Raw genomic sequence first — 18,253 nt, 5'->3', positions numbered from 1 at the left:
CACGAGTCCCTGTGAGCGCCGCGTCACCGTCGAGCCCGCTCCGCGTGGCCGTGACGCCGGCCGAACCCAGACGAGGAGCGCGATGTCGGCCGAACAGCAGGGTCGCCGCAGGACGGGCCGTGTCATCGGCGTGGGGGTGAGTGTCCTGCGCTCGGTGCCGAGCGTGGTGCTGCTCGTCGCCGTTCTGCTCACCGCCGGCATCGCCTTGTCCCGTTACCTCTTCGGCTATACGCCCGCGTGGTCCGACACGCTGGTGACGACGATCGCCCTGTGGGCGGTCCTCCTGGTGGCGGCGACCGTGACCGCGCGCGGAGACCACATCCACTACGAGTTCCTCGCCCGTCGCGTGCCCTGGCTCAGGAGGCCGATCGAGCTGCTGACGGACGGGCTGACGATCTGCCTCGGGATCGCCCTGGTCGTCAGTGGCGCCGGCTCCATCGCGGACCTGCACGCGTCACATGCGATCCTGCCCTCCGGACTTCCCGGCTGGATCACCACGGTCGTGGTCCCGGTCGCCGGTGTCGGGCTCGTGCTCGGCAGCATCGTCCACCTCGTCCGCGGAGGACGATCGCGCACCCGCCCTGACCTGCCGCCCGAAGTGGCGGATGCGCTGCCACCCGACCTGTCGGAGGGCAAGCGATGACGATCGCCCTCCTGATGGTCGCCGTCTTCGTGGTCCTGCTCGTGATCGGCGCACCCGTGTACGTGAGCATGGGAGTCGCGGCGTTGGTCGCCTTCTACTTCGAGGCGCAGGCGCCGAGCGTCATCACGCAGACGTTCGCCACGAACATCAACGGCTCGGCACTGACGGCCATCCCGTTCTTCCTCCTGATGGCCGCGATCCTCTCGTCGGGGCGTGGCGTCAACGGTCTGATCGACCTGTTGCTGGCGTTCGTCGGGCACCGTCGGGGTGGGCTCGCCCTGGTGGCCGTCCTCGCGAGCGCGATGTTGGCCGCCGTCAGCGGGTCGAGCCCGGCGAACGCTGCGGCGCTCGGGCTCATCCTCGTCCCGAAGATGACCAGGCTCGGATACTCGCCGACGTTCGCGGCCGGGTTGGTGGCGGGTGGCGGCACGCTCGGCATCCTCATCCCACCGAGCATCAACATGATCATCTACTCGTCCATCACCACCATCCCCGTGCTGACCCTGTTTCGTGCAGGCGTGCTGCCGGGGATCGTGCTGACCGCCCTCCTCGCGGCGGTATCGGTGGGCATCGCACGTCGCCGGAGATATCCCGTGGACGAGCGGGTGCCCTGGTCGGGTCGACTCCTGCTGCTCCGTAAGCACGGTGTGGTGCTGCTGCTGCCGATCTTCATCTACGTCGTCATCCTGCTCGGCATCGTCACGGCCACCGAGTCGGCGATGGCCGGAGTCATCGGCGCCCTGCTCATCGAGGGCGTCTACTACCGAAAGCTGACCTGGCGGAAGCTCGTCGACGCCTGCGCGAGCACACTGCGGACCTCGGTGATCATCTTCCTCATCATCGCGACGGCGTCGATGTTCTCGTACGTCCTGACGATCGAGCAGGTGCCGCAGTCGATCACCACGTCGATGGGCGCCCTGGTCGAGGTGTCGCCGGTCCTGTTCATCATCGTCGTGTCGTTGCTGCTGGTGGTGCTCGGTGACTTCCTCGACGTCGCCGCGATCACCTACCTGGTCATCCCCATCGTGGATGCGATCCTCATCCAGCACGGACTCGACCGCATCCAGTTCGCGATCCTGTTCATCCTCAACATGGAGCTCGCCCTCGTGACGCCGCCCGTCGGGATCAACTGCTTCGTGCTCAGCAATCTCACCAAGCTGCCGGTCTCGCAGGTGACGAAGGGAACCCTTCCGTTCGCCGCGTGTGTGGTCACCACGATGCTCCTCGTCGGGATCTTCCCCGAGCTGACGCTGAACCACTGACCGTCACTCGCGACTGGCGGGGCTTGACGTGTCGGCGGGAGCGGTTGCACACTCCTCCGTAAGCGTTTACAAGAACGTTTACAGAGGAGTGGGACTTGGCGTCAGGTCGGCCGACGGTGTCGCTCGTGGCGGAGCGCGCGGGGGTCTCCATCGCGTCGGTGTCGCGGGTGCTCAACGGCCTGCCGGCGAGTCCGCAGATGGCCGAGCGGGTGCGTCAGGTGGCCGAGGAGCTCGGCTACGCGCCCGACGCGGCCGCGCGGTCGCTGAAGATGCGCCGCACCGACCAGCTCGCGCTGGCGGTCGACGACATCGGCAACCCGGTCTACGTCGAGATGATGCGGGCGATCGAGGCCGTGGTCGGGCCGCTCGGCATCCGCCTGGTCGTGTCGTCGACCCGGTCCGACCCCGACGGCGCCGTCGGGGTGCTGCGCAGCCTCGCCCGCGGGTACGCCGACGGCCTCATCCTCTCCCCGCTGCGGATGACCGACGAGCTCGCCGGCGAACTGTCCCGCTGCCGCATGCCGGTCGTCGTCGTCGGCAAGCTGCCGGCGTCGCTGGAGGTCGACAACGTCCGCACCGACTCCGCGCGGGGCATCGGCATGGCCGTCGACCACCTCCTCGAGACCGGTCGCCGGTCGATCGCGTTCGTCAACGGCCCCGTCGACGCGGTGCCGGGCACGGCGCGTGCGCGCGGCTTCGCCAACGCGCTGGCGCGGCACGGTGTCGAGATCGCCGACGACCTGCGCATCGAGGCCGACGACTTCACGTCCGCCGCCGGGATCGAGGCGGGGCGAGAGCTGTTCGCCCGTGCCAGTCCGGAGGCCGTCGTGTGCGCCAACGACCTGCTCGCGGTGGGCGTGATGCGCGCCGCCGCGACCGCGGGCCTTCGGGTGCCCGACGAGGTGGCCGTGGCCGGGATGGACGACATCGACCTCGCGGCGCTCTACTCGCCGTCGCTCACCAGCGTCTCGCTGCGGTCGGGTGAACGCGGCGGCCGGGCGGCGCGGCTGCTGCTCGACCGCCTCGACGACCCCGTCCTGCCCTGCCGCCGCGCGACCGTCGGGCCGCGTCTCGTCGTGCGCGAGTCGACCGCGGGGCGAGCGGAGGTGCGCGCGTGACCGTGCCTTCCGCCGTCCTCCTCCGTTCCGCTCCTCGCTCGGTGGGCCGGTGGGTGCGGTGCGCGCTTCGGTCCGCTGCGATGCTCGCTTCGGAAGACGGCTCATGACGACGATGCTGCCGGCGCGTCCGCGGCCGAAGGCCCGCAGGCCGGGGAGCGACGCGAAGCCGGGGCAGGGCTCGGCGCAGGGCCTCGCCCTGCTCGGTCCCGCCCTCGTGCCCGTCGTGGTGTTCTCGGTGCTGCCGCTGTTGGTCGGGGTGTACCTCGCGTTCACCGACGCGAAGTTCGGGCTGAAGCTGCCGACGTTCACCGGCGTCGAGAACGTCGTGCGGCTCGTCGGTGACGCGCAGTTCTGGAGCTCGTTCGGCATCGGCCTGGTGTGGGCGTTCGCGACGACCGCCGGCCAGTACCTACTGGGCCTCGGCCTCGCGCTGCTGCTCAACCAGCGCATCAGGGGACGCTGGCTGGTGCGCACGCTCACCCTCGTTCCCTGGGCGATGCCGCCGGTGATCGTGGCGCAGACCTGGAAGCTCGTCTACCACCCCGACTCCGGCGTGCTCAACTACCTGCTCCGGGTGACCGGCATCGCGCCGAACGGGATCGACTGGCTCGGCGACTTCGCGTGGGCGCTGCCGTCGGTGATCATGGTCGGCATCTGGGCGGGCATGCCGCAGACGACCGTCGTGCTGCTGGCCGGGCTGCAGGGCATCCCGAGCGAGCTGCACGAGGCCGCGGCGATCGACGGGGCCTCCGCCTGGCGCAGGTTCCGTGCGGTCACCATGCCGCTGCTCCGGCCGGTGACCGTGGTCATCGTCTCGTTGAACTTCATCTGGAACTTCAACTCGTTCGGCCTGGTCTACGTGCTCACCGCCGGAGGGCCGGGCACGTCGACGAGCCTGCCGCTGCTGTACGCGTACGAGGAGGCGTTCAGCTACGGGCACTTCGGCTACGCCTCGATGCTCGGACTCGCGATGGTGGCGGTGATCGCGGTGCTGCTCGCCGTCTACCTGCGGGCGCGGCGGGAGGAGTCGCGATGAACGCCCGGCGACCGTGGTGGGCGAGCGGCCTCATGTACCTGGCGCTGGCCGCGTACATGGTCTATCTCGCGTTCCCGCTGGTGTGGATGCTGTCGACGTCGTTCAAGCCGGCGCCGGAGATCTCCTCGCTGGTGCCCAGGCTCTTCCCCGCCGACCCGACGCTCGCCAACTACGTCAGCGCGTTCGAGCAGCAGAACATCGCGCGCAGTGCGCTGAACAGCCTGCAGATCTCGATCATCACCGCGGTCGTGAGCGTCCTGATCGCGCTGCCCGCCGCGTACGCCATCGCGCGGATCAGGTCGCGGCTGAACAAGGTCGTGATCGGGTGGGTGCTGCTGTCGCAGATGTTCCCGCTGATCCTGATCCTCATCCCGCTGTTCCTGATGCTGCGCTACATCCAGCTGAGCGACACGCATCTGGGGCTCATCCTCGTGTACGTCGTCTGGAGCCTGCCGTTCTCGCTGTGGATGCTGCAGGGGCACATCAGAGCGATCCCCGTCGAGGTCGAGGAGGCCGCCGCGGTCGACGGCGCCAGCCGGCTGCGCATCCTCAAGGACGTCATCGCGCCACTGCTGATGCCCGGACTCGTCGCGACCGTCATGTTCGCGTTCATCCAGGCGTGGAACGAGTTCTTCTTCGCGCTGGCGGTGCTGAAGAGCCCGGAGCTCGCCACGCTGTCGATCACGCTCGCCAAGTTCACCGGGGTCGACGGCACCGCACAGTGGGGACCGCTCGCGGCGAGCTGCTTCCTCGCGACGCTGCCCAGCCTGGCGCTGTTCGCCGTCATCCAACGCCGACTCACCTCGGGACTGCTCAGCGGTGCCGTGAAGAGCTGACCCATCTATAGAAGGAGGAACCATGCGCCGTGCGATCGCCGCGGCCGCGGTCGTCCTGCTGGCTGCCACCGCGTGTGGCTCCGGCGGCGACTCGGGAGTCACCACGCTGAAGTTCTACAGCGTGGCGTTCCAGAAGCAGAACGTGCAGGCGTACAAGGACCTCGTGGCCCAGTGGAACAAGGACAACCCCAAGGTCCAGGTCGAGCTGGTGCAGGGGAACTGGGACGCCGCGCCTGACTACCTGCTCACGTCGTTCCAGGGCGGTGACGCGCCCGACATCGTCTACTACGAGGCGCAGGGGCTGAAGAAGTTCTCCGACGCGGGCTTCCTGATGGACCTCACCGAGTCGATCCCGAAGGAGATGAAGGACGACGTCATCCCCGCTGCCTGGGAGTCGGTGAAGGAGAAGGACGGCGGCACGTACGGCATCCCGTTCTCCTGGGAGACCCAGCTGCTGATGGCGAACAAGAAGCTGCTCGACGACGCGAACGTCGAGATCCCGACGTCGGACGACCCGTGGACGTGGGAGGACATGCGCGCCGCCTCGAAGAAGCTGACCAAGGACACGAACAAGGACGGCACGCCCGACAGGTACGGCGTCGCCTGGTCGCTGAAGCAGGCCACCAACGCGATGCTCACGTACTCGATGAACTACGACGGCAGGTACTTCTATCCCGACGGTGACCACTCGAAGGTGCAGGTCGGTCCCGCGGAGGAGTCGGCGCCCAAGCAGGTGCACGACATGATCTGGAACGACAAGACCGCGCCGAGCAACTCGGCGAGCATGGGCGCGGACGACGTGCTGCCCGGCTTCTTCGGGGGCAAGTACGCCATGATCTCCAAGGGCGTGTGGTTCCGCGGGTCGCTGAAGGACTCCGCGCCGAAGGACTTCGAGTGGGTGGCCCTGCCGCCGCTCGAGGGCGACACACAGAGCCAGGCGAGCGCGCCGCAGACGATGTCGATCGCCCAGGAGTCCGAGCACCCCGAGGAGGCGATGGAGTTCCTCAGCTGGCTGCTGAACACCGAGAACATGGGCACGCTCGCGTACTCGGACTGGATGATCCCGACGCGGAAGACGTCGAGCGAGCTGCCGGAGTTCAACAAGGCGGAGGACGGCTGGCAGACCGCCGTCGACTCCGGCAAGGTCCGGGTGCAGGCGCCGTACCTGCGGGTCAACGGCTTCGAGGAGTGGAAGACCAAGGCCGCCAACCCGGCGTTCCAGCAGTACTTCGCGAACAAGATCACCGCGGCCGAGCTGAAGCAACGACTGGCGGGCGAGGGCAACAAGATCCTCCAGCGTGCGGCGGGCGACTGACGTGGGGGACGGTGAGCTGGAGCGCAGGGCCATCGGGTGCGTCGCCGGTGCGGCGGTCGGCGACGCACTCGGGGGTGCCACCGAGGGGTGGACGCCCGAGCAGATCCAGGAGCGTTACGGCGGCTGGGTGACGGGCATCGTCCCGCCGTTCAACCCCGACTGGCGGCACGCGCGGCCGATCGCGCCGTACCACAAGGGCGACGGGCACGTCACCGACGACACGTTGATGACGCTCACCCTCGCCGACGTCTACGCCGAGAAGCGCGACCACCTCGACGCGTACGACATCGCCGAGCGGTTCGTGCCCCGGCTCATCGACGGCAAGGTCTGGATCCCCGAGCTCGAGGCGGAGGCGCTGCCGCTGCACCGCATCTTCCTCGCGGAGAAGTGGCTGGTCCTCCGGCTGCACTACGGGCACAACGATCCGCGTGAGGCCGGTGTCGGCAACATCGTCAACTGCGGCGCGGCGATGTACATGGCACCGGTGGGTGTGGTCAACGCCGCGGACCCCGAGCGCGCGTACGCCGAGGCGATCGAGATCACCGGACCGCACCAGTCCAGCTACGGACGCGAGGCGGCGGGCGTGTTCGCGGCCGCGGTCGCGACCGCGATGGCGCCGGGTGCGGACGTCGCGTCGGTGCGGGAGACCTGCCTCGCGCTCGCGAAGGACGGCACGCGGGCGGCCGTCGATGCGGTGCTCGACGCGGCGGGTGCGCACACGCACTGGGCCGACGCGCAGCGCGACCTGCGTGCCGCGATGGCGCCGTACGACACGGTCGGCGACGACTACCGCAACCAGGGTCTCGGTGCGCGCAGGCCGAGCCGGCTGCACGCGATCGAGGAGCTGCCGCTCGCGCTCGCGATGCTGACCATCGCCGGAGGCGACTACCGCGAGACGTTGCTGGGGGCGATCAACTACGGCAGGGACGCCGACTCGATCGCGACGATGGGCGGCGCGCTCGCCGGCGCGCTCGGCGGCGTCGACGTCATCCCGGTGGACTGGCTGCACGACGTCGAGGAGGCGAGCCGGGTCGACCTGCGGGGACCCGGCATCAGGCTCGCCGACGTCGCGGTCGAGGTGCTGCGCAGGGACGAGGCGGCGCACGCGCGCAGGACCGCCGCGATGCGGACGCTCGCCGGCGACGAGGGTGGGGCCGGCTGAGCATGCGCCTGACCTGGGTGCAGCCGGAGGACCTGCTGCCGCACGAGCTCGCGCAGAGCAGGGTCGAAGGCAAGGACGTCGACGACGTCGCCGCGCGGTGGGTCGCCGCCGGCGGGTCGGTCGACGTCGTCGCCGGTGGTGCGTCTGCGGCCGACGGCACGGGCGACCTGCGCGCACCGGCCCGCACGCTGCTCGACGAGCTGGACGCTCTCCCGGCGTCGGCAGAGCACCGGCGCGACGAGCCAGACGACCTCGCCGCGATCGAAGCACTCTGGTCCGGCGCACCCGCGCTACCGGAGCCCGACCTCGACGCCCTCCGTGGACGGCTGCGCGGTGCCTGGCTCGGCCGCGCCGCAGGCTGCCTGCTCGGCAAGCCGGTGGAGAAGATCCCGCGCGAGGGCATCAGGGAGATCCTGCGGTCGACGGGCCGTTGGCCGCTCGCCGGGTACTTCACGGCGGTCGGGTTGCCCGCCGCCGTCGCCGAGCGATGGCCGTGGAACAGGCGCAGCCGCACGACGAGCCTCGCCGAGAACATCGACGGCATGCCGGAGGACGACGACCTCAACTACGCCATGCTCGCGCTGCAGGTCGTCGAGGAGCACGGCTCGTCGTTCACCACCGAGGACGTCGCGCAGGCGTGGCTCGACGGCCTGCCTGCAGGCCGGGTGTTCACCGCCGAGCGGATCGCGTACCGCAACCTTCTCGACGGCCTCGTGCCGCCGCGTACCGCCGTCGTGCGCAACCCGTTCCGGCACTGGATCGGCGCGCAGATCCGTACCGACGTGTACGGCTGGGTGTGCCCAGGACGCCCGCACGAAGCCGCGCGGCTGGCCTGGCGCGACGCGCGGCTGAGCCACACCGGCAGCGGGACGTACGGCGCGATGTTCGTCGCCGCGGCGAGCGCCGCGGCGGTCGTGACCGACGACGTCGGTGCCGTCCTCGCGCACGGGCTCGCCGTCGTCCCGCCCGACAGTGCGCTCGCCGTAGCGGTACGGCGCGGCATGGCGCTCGCCGCCGCGGGCACCGGCGTCGAGGACGCGCTCGACACGTTGCACACCGAGTTCGGTCACCTGCACTGGGTGCACGCCGTCAACAACGCCGCGCTCGTCGCGTACGCGCTCGCCGCGAGCGACGGCGACTTCGTGCCGGCGGTGTGCGCCGCCGTCACGGGCGGCTGGGACACCGACTCCGACGGCGCGACCGTCGGCGCACTCGCGGGCGCGATGCGCGGTGTCCCGGAGTCGTGGACGCGTCCGCTGCACGACCGCGTCGCGTCGAGCCTGCCGGGCTTCGACGGCGTGGCGCTGACGTCGCTCGCCGACCGTACGTTCGCACTCGCCGAGGGAGGACGAGCGTCGTGCTGAACCCGTATATGGCCCGCCCGATCGACCGGTGGGCCGAGGTGCCGCTCGACCCGGACGCCGACCTCTCGGTGCTCGACGACGCCAAGATCTTCGCGCCGCCGGCCGATCCCGCGCTGTGGCCGAGGTGGCGCGAGCAGCTGCACCGCTGGCGTACGGAGGCGCGCGAGCGGGTGGCGTACGACGGCAGCCGGTACGACGACGCGGCGAACGACTGCTTCGTCGTCGATCTCGTGTGGATGTGGGACGAGCGACTGTACGACCATCACCGCGGCACGTTCACCGTCGAGTCGTACGTCGACCGCGCGCGGCGAGACTTCGGCGGGATCGACGGCATCGTGCTCTGGCACGCGTACCCGGTGATCGGCATCGACGAGCGTGACCAGTACGACTACTACACCAGCGTGCCCGAGCTGCCCGACGTCGTCACGGCGTTCCAGCGGCTCGGCGTGCGCGTGTTCGTCGTCGTCTACCCGTGGGAGTCGGTCGAGGCGACGCCGGTCGCCGATCTCGCGGCGTGGACCGGCGCCGACGGTGTCTTCCTCGACACGTCGAAGGAGGGCGGCGAGGACGTGCGCGCCGCGCTCGACGCCGTCCGTCCCGGCATCACGCTGGAGGGCGAGTCGCGGCTGCCGCTGCGGCGCGTGCACGACCACGCGATGTCGTGGGCGCAGTGGTTCGCCGACACCGACGTCCCCGGCGTGCTGCGGGCGAAGTGGTTCGAGCGGCGGCACCTGCCGCACCACGTCCGGCGGTGGAACCGCAGCCACCTCCACGAGCTGCAGTCGGCGTGGCTCAACGGCTGCGGCGTGATGGTCTGGGAGTCCGTCTTCGGCGTGTGGGTCGGCTGGAGCGCACGCGACCGGGCGCTGCTGCGCGCCATGCGTCCGGTGCAACGCGACTACGGCGACTGGTTGCGCGGCGAGCGGTGGACACCGCTCGCCGACCATCCCGGCGGCGACGTCCGGGTGTACGCGTCGCGCTGGGAGCACGAGGGCGTGCCCCTCTGGACGGTCGTCAACCGCGGCGACGACCACGACGGGCCGTGGCTGTCGACCGACCTCGCCGGGGCGTACTGGACCGAGCTCACCAGCGGTGTTCCGCTGACGGTGACGACGGGCGACGACGGCCGCACGGTCGTCGGCGGACCGCTGCCCGCGGGCGGAATCGCGGCGGTGGTGGCGACGCCGGAGCCGGTGACGCCGTACGCGACCGAGGCGCCGAGCCACGATCCCACCTTCCCGCGCCGTCCCGCGTTTCGCGTGCCCGCGCCGGTGTCGGAGCGCCGTGACGTGTCGCCGGGTGCGGGTGTCGTCGACGCGGCTCGCCACGAGCTGACCGTGTCGTTCCGGGTGCGCGAGACCGGCCTGTACGACGAGGCGCCGTACGTCGACGAGTGGAAGCCGCTGCCGCCGCGCCTGCACCAGACCGGCACCGCGCACCGGGTCGTGGAGCTCGGTGCGTTCGCCGTCTGCCGCGAGGAGGTGACCGACGCGGAGTACGCGGAGTTCCTCGCGGCCACCGGCTACCTGCCCGTGCGTCCGCAACGGTTCCTCGCGCACTGGGTCGACGGCGTGCCGCCGCCCGGCGCCGGCGACCGGCCGGTCACCCACGTGGAGCTCGCGGACTCCCGCGCCTACGCGCGGTGGGCAGGTCTGCGGTTGCCGACCGAGGACGAGTGGCAGGTCGCGGCGTCGCGCGGACTCCTGCGGCGGCGGACACCGCTGGTCTGGAACCTGACCGAGAGTGAGCACACCGACGGCCGTACGCGGTTCGCGATCCTCAAGGGCGGCAGCGCGTACGTGCCTGAGGGCTCCGACTGGTACTTCGACGGCGGCGAGCGCGCGCCCGAGTTCAGCGCGAAGCTCGTCCTCCCCGGCGGCGGCCAGGCCCGCTCCCCGTCCCTCGGCTTCCGCTGCTGCGCCGACGTCAGGCCCTGAGACCGCCCCGCTTGTCCCGTTGATCACGTCAACGTGATCAACGTGGACTTCACCTCGTGCAGGGACGAGGTGAAGTCCACGTTCGTGAGGTGAGGCGCCCACGGCTCGATGGCATTCCATGATCGAAGTCGGACGCGGTAGCGTTCGCGTCGTGACTCAAGAGGTGAAGAGCGTGGAGTTCGACAGTGCCGCGGCGACGGCGGCCTGGGATCGGCTGCTGTCCGCGTACGCCGGTGCCCGCGCCGACGACGACCTGGTGCCGCACTGGACCGACCTCGTCGGCACGGTGACCAGCGCCGACGCCGACCAGGTCGACGAGGAGGTCCGTGGCTACGCGCCGCAGCCCGCGCACCCGCGCGAACGCGAGGACGTCGTGGTCGAGGTGCTCAACGGGGTCAGCGACATCGTCGTCCGCCTCTGCGCCGACGTCGTGCTCTACGACGACGAGTCGACGGCGGAGCAGCTCGTCGCCGAGGCGCGGCGGCCGAACGACCGCTACTGCGACCTCTACGACCTGGTGGTCGAGCGCCATCCCGACGCGCCCCTCGGCGACGGCGGCGGCGACGACGAGACGGACGAGGTCGAGACGCCACCGCACGCCGCCGTGACCACGCCGACGCCCGCGCCGGTCGCCTCGGCGCCGGTCGCCCCGGCACCCGCCGCGGGCCCGGCGCCGTGGCTGCACCGTACGGGCGCGCCGGTCGACAGCGACGCGCTCGCCGGCCTGGTCAAGCGGCTGGTGTCCGCGTACGCCGAGCGCGGCGACGCCGTCACCCTCGAGGCCATGTGGCGCAGCGCGTTCGCGGCGGCCAGCGGCTGCGACGCCGCGGCCGTGCAGGAGGTCTGCGAGACCGCGCGCCTCCCGGGCACCGAGATGTCGCAGACCCGCGCGGCCAACGAGGTCGCGGCGGGCTTCGAGGAGCTGTTCGCCGCCGCCGTCGTACGGCTGTTCGCGGCCGACGGCAACGGCGACGGCGACCTCGCCGACGAGGCACGCAGGCTCGTCCAGCGCCGCGACGCGCTGTTCGACCTGATGGAGGAGACCTACCCCGGCATGTACGACGCCGACTGACCCCGGCCGCCGGCCGTCTGCTTCACCTCGTGAACGTGGACCTCACCTCGTCCCGGCACGAGGTGAAGTCCACGTTGATCACGTTAACGTGATCAACGCGGGCACCCGGGGTGGTGTGGCGGTGGTCAGCGGATGCGGCGGAGCAGGGCGATCACCACGCGGCCGACGATGAGCCAGAAGATCGCGGCCATGCCGTAGTTGACGAGCACGCCGACGCGGTCGTCGTCGGGCGTGAACAGGTCGCGGAAGAACACGACGAGGCCCTCGGCGAGATCGGCCGTGAACGTGACGAGCGGGTTCGCCTGGTTGGCGTCGAAGATCACGAAGACGATGTGCAGCGCGAGCGCCACCGCGAACAGCGACGACAGCACGGACACGATCGTCGTCGCCCACCGGACGGTCTGCGCCCTGGTGGCGCGTGCCCGCGCGCGGTCGGCCTCACGCTGCTTCTCGCGCTCGGCGTCGCGGTCCTCCGCGGTCCGTTCCTCGCGCGTGGTGGTCGTCTGCTGGTCGTCCTCGCGCGTCACGTCACCGCTCCCGCCCGTAGGGTCGTTCCCGGTGTCCGCCACGGCCGCCATTGTGCCCCTCCCCAGCGCGAATGTGCAGTCCCCGACGAAACGGACGGCGCCGGGACGGTGACGGGCGACGACGCGGACCCGACAGGTGGCGCCGCAGACCCCCTACAGTGAGGGGCGTGCAGTCCCCTTCCGCCTCCCCGCTGGTCGTCGGCTTCGATCTCGACCTCACCCTCACCGACCCCCGTGCCGGGATCGGACGCATCTACGAGGAGATCGCGGCGCGTAGTGGTCACCCGATCGACGTCGAGGTGGTGGTCGGACGCCTCGGGCCCCCGCTGGAGTGGGAGCTCGCCCAATGGCTCCCCGCGGACCTCGTCGACGACAACGCGGCCTACTACCGCACCGTCTACGACGACGTCGCCACCCCCGCCACCACGATGCTGCCGGGCGCCGACGCCGCGATCGAGGCCGTGCGCCGGCTGGGTGGGCGCGTCCTGGTCGTGACCGCCAAGCAGGCGGCCACCGCCGAGACCACGCTGCGGCACGTCGGCCTCGAGGTCGACGAGGTGATCGGCGGGCTGTGGGCCGAGGCCAAGGGCGACGCGTTGCGCGAGCGCGGCGGTCAGGTCTTCGTCGGCGACCACCCGGGCGACGTCAGGGCGGCGCGCGCCGCCGGCGCGGTGTCCGTGGGTGTACGCACCGGCGGTGTCGCGCCCGAGGACGCTGACGTGGTCCTCGACGACCTCACCGGGTTCCCCGCGTGGCTCGAGGAGCACCTGCTGACCACCAGGCTCGCCGCCCTCGATGCCAGGCTCCACGAGCTCGGCCGAGTCGTGGTGGCGTTCTCCGGCGGCGCCGACTCCGCGTTCCTGCTGGCCGCGGCCGTCCGCACGCTCGGTCGCGACAACGTCGTCGCCGCCACCGCCGTGTCGTCCAGCCTGCCGGCGTCGGAGCTCGACGCCGCGCGGCGGTTCGCCGACGACCTCGGCGTACGCCACGTCACGCCGGCGACCGAGGAGATCGGCCGCGAGGGCTACCAGGCCAACGAGGGTGACCGGTGCTACTTCTGCAAGGCCGAGCTCGTCGAGGTGCTCGGGCCGCTCGCGGAGCGCGAGGGCGTCGAGCACGTCGCCACCGGCACGAACGCCGACGACGCCGCCGACCGCTTCCGTCCCGGCATCAGGGCCGCGGCCGAACGCGGAGCCGCCACCCCACTGCTCGACGCCGGGCTCGGCAAGGCGCAGGTACGCGAGGCCAGCAGGCGCTGGGGCCTCTCCACGTGGGACAAGCCCGCGGCCGCCTGCCTGTCCAGCCGGATCGCGTACGGCGTCCGCATCACCTCGGTACGGCTCGCGCGGGTGGAGCGCGCCGAGGCGAGGCTGCGCGACGTCCTGGCGGAGGAGCGCATCCCCGTCCGCAACCTGCGCGTCCGCGACCTCGGTGCGCACGCGAAGGTCGAGGTCGACCGCGAGCACGTCGCCGCGGTGGCGGACTCGCGCGCGGCCCGCGCCGCGGTGGCCGACGCCGGCTTCGATCGTGTCGAGATCGACACGCAGGGTTTCCGTACCGGCTCGATGAACGAACTGCTGAAATAGGGCGGGCGACGGTCCAGATAGGGCACTAGGCTGGCGCGGCATCGACGAGAGGACGAGTGACTTCCGTGCCCACTGGCAAGGTCAGGTTCTACGACCGGGACAAGGGCTTCGGCTTCGTGACCCGTGACGACGGTGGTGACGTCTATGTCCACTCTTCGGCGCTGCCGGGCGAGGTGACGTCGTTGCGGCCGGGCCAACGGGTCGAGTTCGGCGTGGCCGAGGGACGCCGGGGACAGCAGGCCCTCTCGTTGCGCGTGCTCGAGGACGCACCATCGGTGGTCAAGGCGCAGCGCAAGAAGCCCGACGAGATGGGCGTGATCATCGAGGACCTGATCAAGATGCTCGACGACGTCGCGAACAGTTACCGGCGCGGCCGGCACCCGGACGCCAAGGCGGCGCACCGAGTCGCGACGGTCCTGCGCGCCGTGGCCGACGACGTCGAGGCCTGACGCGACGCACTGATCGCCTGGTCAGGGAGATACGCTTGCCAGGCCTCCCGGAGTCGATGAGCTCACGATCGGACGACGATGCCTCCCGCCGCAGTTCGCACCCGCACTTCCGTGCTCGACGCCGCCTGCGCCGAGGCGGTGGACCTCGCGCGCGCAGGTGCGGTCGAGGCCGCTCCGTCCGTGGAGTCGGTGGGCGAGCACCTCGGCGTCGAGCCCGACGGTGAGCGTGTCGCGAGCCATCTCTTCGCCTGCACCGATCTCGCCTACCACGGCTGGCGCTGGTCCGTCACCGTCACGCGCGCCTCGCGCAGCCGTACCGTCACGATCTCCGAGGTCACCCTGCTCCCCGGCGTCGAGGCGATCGTCGCGCCGGCGTGGGTGCCGTGGAACGAGCGGGTCAGACCCGGCGACCTCGGTCCTGGCGACCTGCTGCCGACCGCGCCCGACGACGCGCGGCTGCAGCCGGGCTACGTCGCGTTCGGCGACGACGTCGACGAGGCCGACGACGTCGACTGGTGGGAGCCGGGTCTCGGCCGCGTCCGTGTGCTGTCACCCGAGGGCCGGTCCGACGCGGCGGAACGCTGGTACGAGGGCGAGCACGGGCCCGAGGTCGCGATCGCGCAGCAGGCGCCGGCGACGTGCGCGTCCTGCGGGTTCCTGCTGCCGCTCGGCGGCTCGCTGCGACAGCTGTTCGGCGTCTGCGCCAACGAGATGGTGCCGGCCGACGGCACGGTGGTGAGCCTCGACCACGGCTGCGGCGGGCACTCCGAGGCAGCCGTGAGCGAGGAGGCACCACCCGTCGAGGTCGTCCCCGCCATCGACGAGGAGAGCTTCGACATCGTCGAGGTCGACCGCACGCCGGCACCCGTCGGCGCGCCGACCGACGAGCCCGTCGAGGCGGCCGAGGCCGCCGACGAGCCGCTCGGTCACTCCTGACCACGCCGCCGCACCGGTGAGCGCGATCCCGCCGGACGCCGTCGACCCGTTCGACACCGCCGGCATCCGCGCCCGGGTCGTCGAGGCGTGGACTGCGGCGCCGGCGCGCTTCCGCGAGGACGCCAACGCCGAGGAGGACTACGCGCTCGGCGGTTACCGCGACCGGCTCGTCGTCGAGCTCGCACAGAACGCGGCCGACGCCGCCGCGACCGCGGGCGTTCCCGGGCGGGTGCGGTTCACCCTCGCCGCCGACGAGTTGCGGGTCGCGAACGACGGTGCACCGCTCGACGCCGCGGGGGTCGAGTCGCTGTCGACCCTGCGCGCGTCCGCGAAGCGCGACGGCGCGACGGCGGGACGCTTCGGCGTCGGGTTCGCCGCCGTCCTCGCGGTCACCGACGAGCCGCGCGTCGTCTCCAGCAGCGGCGGCGTCGCCTGGTCGAGGTCGGCGACGAGGGAGCTCGTCGCGGGCATACCCGGCCTCGCCGGCGAGCTCGCCGGGCGCGACGGTCACGTCCCCGCGCTGAGGCTGCCGTACGGCTACGCGGGGGAGCCGGGCGAGGGCGCCGACACCGAGGTGATCCTGCCGCTGCGCGACGACACCGCGCAGACGGACGTCCGCCGCCTGCTCGCCGGCACCGGGCCTGCGCTGCTGCTCGGCCTGCCCGCGCTGCGCGAGGTGCGGATCGAGGTCGACGAGACCGTCCGTGAGCTGCGCGCCGTCTGGGACTCCTCGGGCGAGACAGTCGACGTCACCGACGACGGAGTGACCACGCGTTGGCGGCTCTCGTCCGCCGCGGGCGAGCTCGGGGCCGAGCTGCTCGCCGACCGGCCGGTCGAGGAGCGCGCCCGTCCCGCGTGGAGCGTCCGCTGGGCCGTGCCACTCGACGCGGACGACCTGCCGGGGGCGCTGCCCGGCGGTGTCGAGCCGGTGCTCCACGCCCCCACTCCGAGCGACGAGCCGGTCGGACTCCCGGCGCTGCTGCTGGCGTCGTTCCCGCTCGATCCCGCGCGGCGCCACGTCGCCCAGGGTCCGGTCGCCGACTTCCTCGTCGCGCGGGCCGGCGAGGCGTACGCCGCCCTGCTGCCCGCGCTGCCGCCGAGCACCGAGCTGCTCGCGCTGGTGCCCGACCCCGTGCCCACCGGCGTGCTCGACGGTGCGCTGCGGCAGGCGATCCACCGGTCGCTGCGCGACCGCGCGTTCCTGCCGACCGCCGAGGGTGGTCCGCGCGTGGTCGCCCGTGACGCCGTCGCCGCCGATGTCCCCGCGGGCCTCGTCGAGGTGCTCACCGAGGTGCTGCCCGGCCTGCTACCCGCGGATTGGGCGGTGCGGCGGGCGTCGCTGCGGTGGTTGGAGGTCAGGCAGCTCACGCTCGCCGACGTCGTGGAGCTGCTCGGCACCCTGCGGCGCGATCCCGCGTGGTGGCGTCGCGTCTACGCGGAGCTGGTCGACGCGGAACGCGAGCCGCTCGGCGCCCTGCCCGTGCCGCTCGCCGACGGGCGTACGGTCCGTGGCCCGCGCGGCGTGCTCCTCGGCACGGCCGAGCTGGACGTCGGTGCGCTGGGTGCGCTCGGCGTGCGGGTGGCCGACCCGGACGCCGTGCACCCGCTCCTCGGCCGGCTCGGCGCGGTCGAGGCGACGCCCCGTGCGGTGCTCGACGACCCGCACGTGCGCGCCGCCGTCGCCGGTTCGTACGACGCCGACGACCCCGACGCCGTCGCCGACGCCGTGCTCCCCTCGGTCGCGGCGGGGTCGTTCGAGCCCGGCGACGAGTCCTGGCTCGGGGCGCTCGCACTGCGCGACGACGACGGCGAGGTCCGTTCCGCGGACGAGCTGCTGCTTCCCGGCGGGCCGCTCGCACGGGTGGTCGTCGACGACGCGCCGTTCGGTGTCGTCGCGGCCGACCTGGTCGACCGCTGGGGCGCCGAGACCCTCGAACGGGTCGGGGTGCTGTCGACGTTCGCCATCGTGCGCGACGAGGACGTCTCGCTCGACCCCGACGAGTGCGATCACGACCTCGACGCCGAGGACGAGTGGGTCGAGGCGACCCTCGCGGTGGTGGGCGACGGCGACGACGTGCCGCCGGTGGCGGCGGAGCTCGTCGCGGTCCGCGACCTCGACCTCGTCGCGGCCGACCGGTGGGAGGAGGCGCTCGGGCTGTTCGCCGAGCCGCGGCTGCGCGCTGCGCTCGTCGAGCCCGTCACCGTGCTGGGATCCGCCGGACGCCGGACGCTGGTGCCGTCGTACACCGCCTGGTGGCTGCGGACTCGTCCGGTGCTCGGTGGCCGGCGTCCCGCCGACCTGCGGGTGGCGGGACTCGACGCGCGGCTCGCGGGGCTGTACGACGAGACCTCGGCCGGCGACCCGGCGGTGCTCGCCGCCCTCGGCGTGCGCACCACCCTCGACGACCTGCTCGCCGAGCCGGACGGCCCCGCCGAGCTGCTCGACCGCCTCGCCGACCCGGCGCGCGAGGTCTCGACCGCGATCCTCGACGCGGTCTACGCCGCGGTCGCCGACACCGACACTGACCTCGACCCGCCGGAGCACCTGCGGGTGGCACGCGGCGACGCGACCGGGGTCGTTCCCGCCGCCGACGTCGTGGTCGTCGACCGGCCGGACCTGCTGCCGCTGCTCGACGACCGTCCGTCCCTCGTCGTCCGCAGCGACCTCGCCGGACGCCTGGCGAGCCGACTCGACCTCACGCTCGCCGGTGAGGTCGTCGCCGGCCGGGTCGAGTCGGCGTACGACAGGGAACCGGTGCCCGACCTCGTCCGCGCGGTACTCCCGGCGGCGCCGGGGACGTACCTCGCGCACGACCCGCTCGTGGTCGACGGCCGCACCGTCGACTGGCGCTACGCCGACGGCGACGTGCACGCCTCGTCGCTCGCCGGCCTCGCCCGCGGCCTCGCCTGGGCGGCGGACCAGTGGGAGCAGCGGCACCTCGTCGCCGCTCTGCTGGAGGACCCCGCGTCCGCCGACCGCCTGCTCGCCGAGGCGCGCCTGGACCGCTGA

15 protein-coding genes are annotated in these 18,253 nt (G+C 72.2%); 14 read left to right on the top strand and 1 reads right to left on the bottom strand.

Annotation, left to right across the window (positions count from 1 at the left end):
- The first annotated feature begins 82 nt into the window (after window positions 1-82).
- From GEV10_05270 to GEV10_05225, 10 genes are all read left to right on the top strand, one after another.
- Complete coding sequence (locus GEV10_05270; GenBank protein MQA77880.1) at window positions 83-643, top strand: TRAP transporter small permease subunit; 561 nt, start codon at window positions 83-85, stop codon at window positions 641-643.
- Window positions 640-1,905 (top strand): TRAP transporter large permease subunit, encoded by a 1,266-nt coding sequence (locus GEV10_05265; GenBank protein MQA77879.1) that lies wholly within the window; start codon window positions 640-642, stop codon window positions 1,903-1,905. Before GEV10_05270 ends, GEV10_05265 begins: the two co-directional genes overlap by 4 nt.
- A 95-nt stretch (window positions 1,906-2,000) precedes the next feature.
- The gene (locus tag GEV10_05260; GenBank protein MQA77878.1) at window positions 2,001-3,023 is read left to right on the top strand and encodes a LacI family DNA-binding transcriptional regulator; all 1,023 of its coding nucleotides are present in this window, start codon (window positions 2,001-2,003) and stop codon (window positions 3,021-3,023) included.
- Between the two features lie 103 nt (window positions 3,024-3,126).
- On the top strand, window positions 3,127-4,059 hold the full coding sequence (locus GEV10_05255) for an ABC transporter permease subunit (GenBank protein MQA77877.1): 933 nt from the start codon (window positions 3,127-3,129) through the stop codon (window positions 4,057-4,059).
- Window positions 4,056-4,895: an ABC transporter permease subunit gene (locus GEV10_05250; GenBank protein MQA77876.1), complete on the top strand. Its 840-nt coding sequence runs from the start codon at window positions 4,056-4,058 to the stop codon at window positions 4,893-4,895. Before GEV10_05255 ends, GEV10_05250 begins: the two co-directional genes overlap by 4 nt.
- Before the next feature lie 22 nt (window positions 4,896-4,917).
- Window positions 4,918-6,210, top strand: a complete 1,293-nt coding sequence (locus GEV10_05245) for an extracellular solute-binding protein (protein MQA77875.1) — start codon at window positions 4,918-4,920, stop codon at window positions 6,208-6,210.
- Window positions 6,194-7,372: an ADP-ribosylglycohydrolase family protein gene (locus tag GEV10_05240; GenBank protein MQA77874.1), complete on the top strand. Its 1,179-nt coding sequence runs from the start codon at window positions 6,194-6,196 to the stop codon at window positions 7,370-7,372. Before GEV10_05245 ends, GEV10_05240 begins: the two co-directional genes overlap by 17 nt.
- Before the next feature lie 2 nt (window positions 7,373-7,374).
- Entirely contained in the window at window positions 7,375-8,736 is a 1,362-nt protein-coding gene (locus GEV10_05235; protein MQA77873.1) for an ADP-ribosylglycohydrolase family protein, read from the top strand.
- 8 nt (window positions 8,737-8,744) lie between these two features.
- Window positions 8,745-10,673 (top strand): SUMF1/EgtB/PvdO family nonheme iron enzyme, encoded by a 1,929-nt coding sequence (locus GEV10_05230; protein MQA77872.1) that lies wholly within the window; start codon window positions 8,745-8,747, stop codon window positions 10,671-10,673.
- 151 nt (window positions 10,674-10,824) lie between these two features.
- Window positions 10,825-11,745, top strand: a complete 921-nt coding sequence (locus GEV10_05225) for a hypothetical protein (protein MQA77871.1) — start codon at window positions 10,825-10,827, stop codon at window positions 11,743-11,745.
- Between the two features lie 125 nt (window positions 11,746-11,870).
- On the opposite strand, the gene GEV10_05220 is transcribed toward GEV10_05225, so the two are convergent.
- Window positions 11,871-12,314 carry a hypothetical protein gene (locus GEV10_05220; GenBank protein MQA77870.1) on the bottom strand — a complete coding sequence of 148 codons (444 nt, stop codon included), beginning with the start codon at window positions 12,312-12,314 and terminating at the stop codon, window positions 11,871-11,873.
- Between the two features lie 29 nt (window positions 12,315-12,343).
- Between GEV10_05220 and larE the strand changes: the two genes are divergently transcribed.
- The 4 genes from larE (at window position 12,344) to GEV10_05200 (ending at window position 18,253) form a co-directional block, all read left to right on the top strand.
- Window positions 12,344-13,858: an ATP-dependent sacrificial sulfur transferase LarE gene (larE, locus tag GEV10_05215; protein MQA77869.1), complete on the top strand. Its 1,515-nt coding sequence runs from the start codon at window positions 12,344-12,346 to the stop codon at window positions 13,856-13,858.
- Window positions 13,859-13,923: 65 nt separating this feature from the next.
- The gene (locus GEV10_05210; protein ID MQA77868.1) at window positions 13,924-14,307 is read left to right on the top strand and encodes a cold-shock protein; all 384 of its coding nucleotides are present in this window, start codon (window positions 13,924-13,926) and stop codon (window positions 14,305-14,307) included.
- 78 nt (window positions 14,308-14,385) lie between these two features.
- On the top strand, window positions 14,386-15,243 hold the full coding sequence (locus GEV10_05205; protein ID MQA77867.1) for a DUF3027 domain-containing protein: 858 nt from the start codon (window positions 14,386-14,388) through the stop codon (window positions 15,241-15,243).
- A 16-nt stretch (window positions 15,244-15,259) separates the two neighbouring features.
- On the top strand, window positions 15,260-18,253 hold the full coding sequence (locus GEV10_05200) for a hypothetical protein (GenBank protein MQA77866.1): 2,994 nt from the start codon (window positions 15,260-15,262) through the stop codon (window positions 18,251-18,253).

Source organism: Streptosporangiales bacterium, assembly GCA_009379955.1.
In the GTDB taxonomy this organism is placed as follows: domain Bacteria; phylum Actinomycetota; class Actinomycetes; order Streptosporangiales; family WHST01; genus WHST01.
Note: the sequence above shows the minus strand (reverse complement) of the source record. Positions and strands in the feature narration are given on the sequence as shown.

Coding starts and splice junctions, on each gene's coding strand:
- GEV10_05265 (MQA77879.1), top strand. CDS start 640: ATGACGATCGCCCTCCTGATGGTCGCCGTCTTCGTGGTCCTGCTCGTG.
- GEV10_05230 (MQA77872.1), top strand. CDS start 8,745: ATGGCCCGCCCGATCGACCGGTGGGCCGAGGTGCCGCTCGACCCGGAC.
- GEV10_05245 (MQA77875.1), top strand. CDS start 4,918: ATGCGCCGTGCGATCGCCGCGGCCGCGGTCGTCCTGCTGGCTGCCACC.
- GEV10_05235 (MQA77873.1), top strand. CDS start 7,375: ATGCGCCTGACCTGGGTGCAGCCGGAGGACCTGCTGCCGCACGAGCTC.
- GEV10_05205 (MQA77867.1), top strand. CDS start 14,386: ATGCCTCCCGCCGCAGTTCGCACCCGCACTTCCGTGCTCGACGCCGCC.
- GEV10_05270 (MQA77880.1), top strand. CDS start 83: ATGTCGGCCGAACAGCAGGGTCGCCGCAGGACGGGCCGTGTCATCGGC.
- larE (MQA77869.1), top strand. CDS start 12,344: ATGTGCAGTCCCCGACGAAACGGACGGCGCCGGGACGGTGACGGGCGA.
- GEV10_05250 (MQA77876.1), top strand. CDS start 4,056: ATGAACGCCCGGCGACCGTGGTGGGCGAGCGGCCTCATGTACCTGGCG.
- GEV10_05255 (MQA77877.1), top strand. CDS start 3,127: ATGACGACGATGCTGCCGGCGCGTCCGCGGCCGAAGGCCCGCAGGCCG.